Genomic DNA, 6285 nt, shown 5'->3' on the forward strand with positions numbered 1-6285 from the left:
ACACCGGGCCAGGCACCACGACGTCGGCAAGACGCTCAAACGCGCCGAGTCAATCAAGGAACACCAAGCCCGCCGAGGATAAACGCCAAGCTAAGGGCCTGTGGCGCTACGACTGGCCGTCGCGGCGGGCCAGCAACCAGGGCTCGACCACGCCGAGTCCACGCACCGGGCGCTGCCACATCGGCTGGAGCGCGAAGCGGTACGTCGGCGGCTCCTCGCCCTCCTTCTCGGCGGCCGCCTCCGCCTCGGAGGCGGGCGCCTCGCCGGTGCGGATCAGCTCCTCGGCGAAGGCGCTGTCCACCAGCACGGCGTCCCGGGGAGCTATCGACGTCAGCCGGGAGGCCAGGTTCACCGTCGTACCGAACACATCACCCATACGAGTGGTGACCGTGCCGAACGCCATGCCGACCCGCAGCTCCGGCATCGTCTCGTCGTTCGACAGCGTCTCCACCAGCCGCAGCGCGATGTCCGCGGCGGTACCCGCGTCGTCGGCCGCGTACAGCACCTCGTCGCCGAGTGTCTTGATGAGCCGTCCGCCGCGCGCGGCCACCAGGTCGGCGGCCGTGGTCTCGAACGCCTCGACCAGCTCCCCGAGCTCTTCCTCCTCCATCCGGCGGGTCAGCCGGGTGAACCCCACCAGATCGGCGAAGCCGACGGCGAGCCGCCGGTCGACCATCTCCTCGTCGTCCGCCGACTGCACGACCCGCCCGGCGGAGGCGGCGAGCTGCCGCCGCCACACGTACACCAGGAACTCCTCCAGCTCGGGCAGGAGCAGTTCGACGATCGGGTAGGTCACCTCGGTGCGGGTCATCCCGGGCTCGGGCGGCTCGGTCAGGCCCTCCAGGAAGGAATCCATCTGCCACTCGGCCAAACGGGCGGTGGTCTGCCCGGTGGACCGGGCCACCTGCACCGCCATGGCCTCGCTGAGCAGCCCCGCCTCGACCAGACCGGCGAGCCGGCGCAGCGCGAGCACGTCGGCCTCGGTGAGCGCCTTGGCCTGCCCGATGTCGGCGAAGCCCATGGCCCGCCAGAACCGGGACGCCAGCTCCATGGAGACTCCGGCGCTGCGGGCCGCCTGGAACGGCGTGTAGCGGCGCTCGGCGCCCAGGATGAGCTGTTCGAGGCGCAGGGCCAGCGGGTCCTCGCCGGGGTCGGCGGCGTCCGCGCCCGCGCCCGAGCCCGTGTCGTCGACGGTCACGCCTGCTGCCCTTCCGATCTGCCGCGGTCACGTATCGACCGGCCTCAACTCTACGGCAGGTGTGCGCCAGCTCACTCCGCTGGGTTCGGCCGACGGTTCACTTCCTGGTACCGGTTGCGCTTCCCGGCGTTGGTGCCGCCCGACCCCGGGGGCTGCGCCCCCAGACCCCCGCATCGGCGCAGGTCCGGGGGTACCCCCACCGTCCCCGACCGCACGGCCGTCATGGCTGGTCGCGCAGTTCCCCGCGCCCCTTCGCGGCACCCGGCCGGCGCCGGTAAGCGGTCCGACCCCCGGCCCGCACCAGCCCAGGGCACCCGCACAACAGAGGGCACCCGTCACCGCCGTACCCCCTACGCAGGCCGCAGATGCACGATGTCCCCCGCCCCCACAGGCTCCCGCACCCCGGCCTCCGTGGCGATGACAAGACGCCCGTCCCCGTCGACCGCCACCGCCTCCCCCACCACCGACCGATCCCCGGGCAACTCCGCACGCACCGCCCGCCCCAACGTCGCGCACCCCGCCGCGTACGTCTCCTGCAGCCCGCTCACCGCAGGGTCACCCCCCGCCGACCGCCACCGCCCGTACCAGTCCTCCAGCGCCCGCAGCACCGCCCGCAGCAGCGGCTCGCGGTCCGTGCCCACGGCGCCCGCCAGGGCCAGCGAGCCCGCCTGCGGCACCGGCAGCTCCTCGGCCCGCAGTGTGACGTTGATGCCGACGCCGATGACCACACCGTCCTCACCGGCCCGCTCGGCGAGGATGCCCCCCGCCTTGCGCTCCTCGCCCCCCACGGTCACCAGCAGGTCGTTCGGCCACTTCAGGGCCGTGTCCACGCCCGCCGCGCGGGACAGCCCGGTCGCCACGGCGACCCCCGTGAGCAGTGGCAGCCAGCCCCACCGGGCCACCGGGACCTCGACGGGCCGCAGGAGCACGGAGAAGAACAGGCCCGAGCGCGGCGGTGCCGTCCACCGGCGGTCCAGACGGCCCTTGCCCGCCGTCTGTTCCTCGGCGACCAGCACGGCCCCCTCGCCGGCCTTCCCGGCGGCGGCCCGGGCGACCAGGTCGGAGTTGGTGGAGCCGGTGCGCTGCACCACGTCCACCTCGCGGTACAGGCTCCCCTCCCGGACCAGCGCGCGCCGCAGTGCCGCGGCGTTCAGGGGCGGACGGTCCAGATCGGACCAGCGGCTGTCTTCTGATGCATTGTGCGGCGTCATGCAAGTCACCCTAGGTGTGGGAAACGCCGCACTGCCGACCCACAGGCCCAGCACTACTCTACGGATGAGTAACCGTCCCCCCTTTTGAGCAGGCAGGGAGCCGCATCCCGATGTCCGAGCCGGAAGAGCGTCACGAGATCGACATTCACACGACCGCGGGCAAGCTCGCGGATCTCCAGCGGCGCATCCACGAAGCGACGCACGCCGGTTCGGAACGCGCCGTCGAAAAGCAGCACGCCAAGGGCAAGCTGACGGCCCGTGAGCGCGTCGAGCTCCTCCTCGACGAGGGGTCGTTCGTCGAGCTGGACGAGTTCGCCCGCCACCGGTCCACCAACTTCGGCCTGGAGAAGAACCGCCCTTACGGCGACGGAGTCGTCACCGGTTACGGCACCGTCGACGGACGTCCCGTCGCCGTCTTCTCCCAGGACTTCACCGTCTTCGGCGGCGCCCTCGGCGAGGTCTACGGCCAGAAGATCGTCAAGGTCATGGACTTCGCGCTGAAGACCGGCTGCCCGGTCATCGGCATCAACGACTCCGGCGGCGCCCGCATCCAGGAAGGCGTGGCCTCCCTGGGCGCCTACGGCGAGATCTTCCGCCGCAACACCCACGCCAGCGGGGTCATCCCGCAGATCAGCCTGGTCGTCGGCCCCTGCGCGGGCGGCGCGGTCTACTCCCCGGCCATCACCGACTTCACGGTCATGGTCGACCAGACCTCGCACATGTTCATCACCGGCCCGGACGTCATCAAGACCGTCACCGGCGAGGACGTCGGCTTCGAGGAACTGGGCGGCGCCCGCACCCACAACGCGGTCTCCGGTGTGGCCCACCACATGGCGGGCGACGAGAAGGACGCCATCGAGTACATCAAGCAGCTGCTGTCGTACCTGCCGTCCAACAACCTCTCCGAGCCCCCGGTCTTCCCCGAGGAGGCGGACCTCGCCGTCAGCGACGAGGACCGCGAGCTGGACACCCTCGTCCCGGACAGCGCGAACCAGCCGTACGACATCCGCACGGTGGTCGAACACGTCCTGGACGACGCCGAGTTCTTCGAGACCCAGGCGCTGTTCGCGCCGAACATCGTCACCGGCTTCGGGCGGGTCGAGGGCCATCCGGTCGGTGTCGTCGCCAACCAGCCGATGCAGTTCGCCGGCTGCCTGGACATCGACGCCTCCGAGAAGGCCGCCCGGTTCGTGCGCACCTGCGACGCCTTCAACGTCCCGGTGCTGACCTTCGTGGACGTCCCCGGCTTCCTGCCCGGCGTCGGCCAGGAGCACACCGGCATCATCCGGCGCGGCGCCAAGCTGATCTACGCCTACGCCGAGGCGACGGTCCCGCTGATCACCGTCATCACCCGCAAGGCCTTCGGCGGCGCCTACGACGTCATGGGCTCCAAGCACCTGGGCGCCGACCTCAACCTGGCCTGGCCGACCGCCCAGATCGCCGTCATGGGCGCTCAGGGCGCGGTCAACATCCTGCACCGGCGCACCATCGCCGAAGCGGAGGGATCAGGAGACGGTGAGGCCACCCGGGCCCGGCTGATCCAGGAGTACGAGGACACCCTCCTCAACCCCTACATCGCGGCCGAGCGCGGCTACATCGACGCAGTGATCATGCCGTCCGACACCCGCGCCCACATCGTCCGCGGCCTGCGTCAGCTGCGCACCAAGCGGGAATCCCTGCCCCCGAAGAAGCACGGCAACATCCCCCTCTAAGGAGCCCGCTGTGACGATCAAAGTCGTACGGGGCAACCCGACCCCGGAGGAGCTGGCCGCCGCCCTGGCGGTGGTCCGCGCCCGCGCCGCGGCGGCAGCGGCAACGCCGTCCGGCGCGGAGAGCCCGAGGGACGCGTGGTCCGACCCGAGCCGCATCGCGGGCCGGAGGCTGCCGCAGCCGGGCCCGGTGTCCTGGACCCGCACCTACTGGCCGAGCTGAGGAAATCCGGCCTCAGGGGCGCGGGGCCGTATCGATGTACGGCTCCGCCACGTGGGCGCACAGTGGCACGGCTCAGGGCGCCGATTGAGTACCAGTACTCAGGCGCCCTGGATCGGCCAAGCACCACGCTGGTGGCATGCTGTGGTCGGACCCGGAGGACGAGCCGCCGAAGGACCTGCGCGACGCGCAGGACATGCTTCGGCGGCTCGGCTTGCTCATGGCCCTGGCCATGGTCCTCGCCATGCTGGTCATCGGCCTGAGGTGAGCCGAACCGGCGTCCCCGTGGCTAACCTGGCCGCATGACTGCCAAGCCACGCCGCCGCCTGATCCTCGCCTCCGCCTCCCCCGCCCGCCTGGGCCTGTTGAAGCAGGCCGGCCTCTCACCGGAGGTGATCGTGAGCGGCGTCGACGAGGACGCCCTCACCGCCCCCACCCCGGCCGAGCTGGCGCTCGCCCTGGCCGAGGCGAAGGCCTCGGTCGTGGCGGCGAAGCCCGAGGTCCAGGGCGCCCTGGTGATCGGCTGCGACTCGGTGCTGGAGCTGGACGGCCAGGCCCTCGGCAAGCCCGCCGACGCCGAGGAGGCGACCGCCCGCTGGAAGGCGATGCGCGGGCGCGCCGGGACCCTCCAGACGGGGCACTGCATCTGGGACACGCAGGCCAAGCGGTACGTGTCCGGGACCGCCTCCACGGTGGTCCACTTCGGCGAACCGACCGACGAGGAGATCGCCGCGTACGTCGCCTCGGGCGAGCCCCTCTACGTCGCCGGTGCGTTCACCCTGGACGGCCTGTCGGCGCCGTTCATCGAGCGCATCGACGGCGACCACGGCAACGTGATCGGCATCAGTCTGCCCCTGGTGCGCAAGCTGCTGGCCGAACTGGGCGTGGGGATCACGGAGTTGTGGCCGCCGGCCGAGTGACCTGGGCGGGCACGGCGTCCTGCGGCTCGTCGTCCCCGTCCTGAGGTTCGTCCGTACGGGGGGCCGGCACGGCCGCGGCGTCCGGGGCCGTGGCCGGTCCGGGCTCGGCCTCGGCCTTCGGGTCACCGCCCCGCTCCGCGCCGCCGGGCCCCGCAGGCTCCGTCCCGCCGTCACGGTCGTACGTCATCAGCAGCAGGACGACGAGCCCGAGCACCACCACCATGAACAGGAACGCCGTCAGGCCGACCAGGCTCAGGGCGAAGGCGCCCAGCAGGCCGTGCACGACCGCCACGCTGATCAGCAGGACGCGGCCGAAGCCCGCGGGGGCGCGGTCGCGTATCGCCACCAGGACGGCCACCAGCGCGCACAGCGCGAAGTAGAGACCGAAGACGAGGCCGCCGATCTTCGAGGACGTCGACATCACGTTCGGATCGAGGCCGGCCAGGGACATCTTCTGCCGGTCGACGACCACGCCGAGGAACCAGTTCAGCGCCGCGATGAAGAACGCCTCCGCCAGGAGGACGATCGCCACCACCCATGCCACCGGTCTGCGCACCACCGGTCCCCACCCACTCTCAAGCCAGCGTTGTGTCACCCCAGGTACGTTCGAGCCGTCCCGAACGCTACTAACGGGTAAACCCCGGGACAAGGGTTCGCGCGGCAGCAAAGAATCATTGGGCCATTCGTAGGGACTCGACAAAGAAACCGAGTGGGCCGCGGCACGCTCTCACAGAGACCTTGACCACATGACGGGGCTAGGGTTTCCGGGAGGAGCCCTGCGTACCGAGGTGCGACAAGGCTTTTCGCGGGTCGAGCGAGCCTCGAATCACGCTCCGTGTGGGCAAGCTCACCATTGGGGACGGGTCGAAGTGCCGTGTCGGCAGTCCCTAAACTCGGCTTGTTTCAAGGAGGGAGCCTCAATCGTGCGCAAGGTGCTCATCGCCAACCGTGGCGAAATCGCTGTCCGCGTGGCCCGGGCCTGCCGGGACGCCGGGATCGCGAGCGTGGCCGTCTACGCCGACCCGGA

The 6285-nt window shown here is 71.3% G+C and carries 7 protein-coding genes and 1 pseudogene; 5 read left to right on the forward strand and 3 right to left on the reverse strand.

The window, feature by feature from the left end; genetic code table 11:
* Positions 1 to 106: 106 nt before the first annotated feature.
* A complete protein-coding gene (locus ACFYZB_RS46590) occupies positions 107 to 1198 on the reverse strand; it encodes an adenylate/guanylate cyclase domain-containing protein (protein WP_388768228.1) in 1092 nt (363 codons plus the stop codon).
* 350 nt (positions 1199 to 1548) lie between these two features.
* Positions 1549 to 2409 (reverse strand): biotin--[acetyl-CoA-carboxylase] ligase, encoded by an 861-nt coding sequence (locus ACFYZB_RS46595; protein WP_388768230.1) that lies wholly within the window; start codon positions 2407 to 2409, stop codon positions 1549 to 1551.
* Positions 2410 to 2519: 110 nt separating this feature from the next.
* On the opposite strand from ACFYZB_RS46595, the gene ACFYZB_RS46600 reads away from it, so the two are divergent.
* The 4 genes from ACFYZB_RS46600 (at position 2520) to ACFYZB_RS46615 (ending at position 5258) form a co-directional block, all read left to right on the forward strand.
* A complete protein-coding gene (locus ACFYZB_RS46600; RefSeq protein ID WP_388768232.1) occupies positions 2520 to 4121 on the forward strand; it encodes an acyl-CoA carboxylase subunit beta in 1602 nt (533 codons plus the stop codon).
* 10 nt (positions 4122 to 4131) lie between these two features.
* Positions 4132 to 4341, forward strand: a complete 210-nt coding sequence (locus ACFYZB_RS46605) for an acyl-CoA carboxylase subunit epsilon (RefSeq protein WP_388768234.1) — start codon at positions 4132 to 4134, stop codon at positions 4339 to 4341.
* Positions 4342 to 4477: 136 nt separating this feature from the next.
* Positions 4478 to 4606 (forward strand): morphogenic membrane protein MmpB, encoded by a 129-nt coding sequence (gene mmpB, locus ACFYZB_RS46610; protein WP_388768236.1) that lies wholly within the window; start codon positions 4478 to 4480, stop codon positions 4604 to 4606.
* A 34-nt stretch (positions 4607 to 4640) separates the two neighbouring features.
* Positions 4641 to 5258, forward strand: coding sequence for a Maf family protein (locus ACFYZB_RS46615; RefSeq protein ID WP_388768238.1), 618 nt, complete (start codon positions 4641 to 4643; stop codon positions 5256 to 5258).
* A gap of 82 nt (positions 5259 to 5340) precedes the next feature.
* Here the strand turns inward: ACFYZB_RS46615 and ACFYZB_RS46620 are convergent.
* Positions 5341 to 5817: pseudogene (locus ACFYZB_RS46620) on the reverse strand (hypothetical protein); the annotation flags it as partial.
* Between the two features lie 364 nt (positions 5818 to 6181).
* On the opposite strand from ACFYZB_RS46620, the gene ACFYZB_RS46625 reads away from it, so the two are divergent.
* Positions 6182 to 6285 (forward strand): biotin carboxylase N-terminal domain-containing protein (locus ACFYZB_RS46625; RefSeq protein WP_158786612.1); only part of this gene is annotated, 104 nt, incomplete at its 3' end.

The sequence above is a fragment of the Streptomyces sp. NPDC001852 genome, assembly GCF_042891825.1.
GTDB lineage: Bacteria > Actinomycetota > Actinomycetes > Streptomycetales > Streptomycetaceae > Streptomyces.

What these genes read in the sequence shown, in the direction of transcription:
- ACFYZB_RS46595 (WP_388768230.1), bottom strand. Translation starts at nt 2,409, where the DNA reads ATGACGCCGCACAATGCATCAGAAGACAGCCGCTGGTCCGATCTGGAC.
- ACFYZB_RS46600 (WP_388768232.1), top strand. Translation starts at nt 2,520, where the DNA reads ATGTCCGAGCCGGAAGAGCGTCACGAGATCGACATTCACACGACCGCG.
- mmpB (WP_388768236.1), top strand. Translation starts at nt 4,478, where the DNA reads ATGCTGTGGTCGGACCCGGAGGACGAGCCGCCGAAGGACCTGCGCGAC.
- ACFYZB_RS46615 (WP_388768238.1), top strand. Translation starts at nt 4,641, where the DNA reads ATGACTGCCAAGCCACGCCGCCGCCTGATCCTCGCCTCCGCCTCCCCC.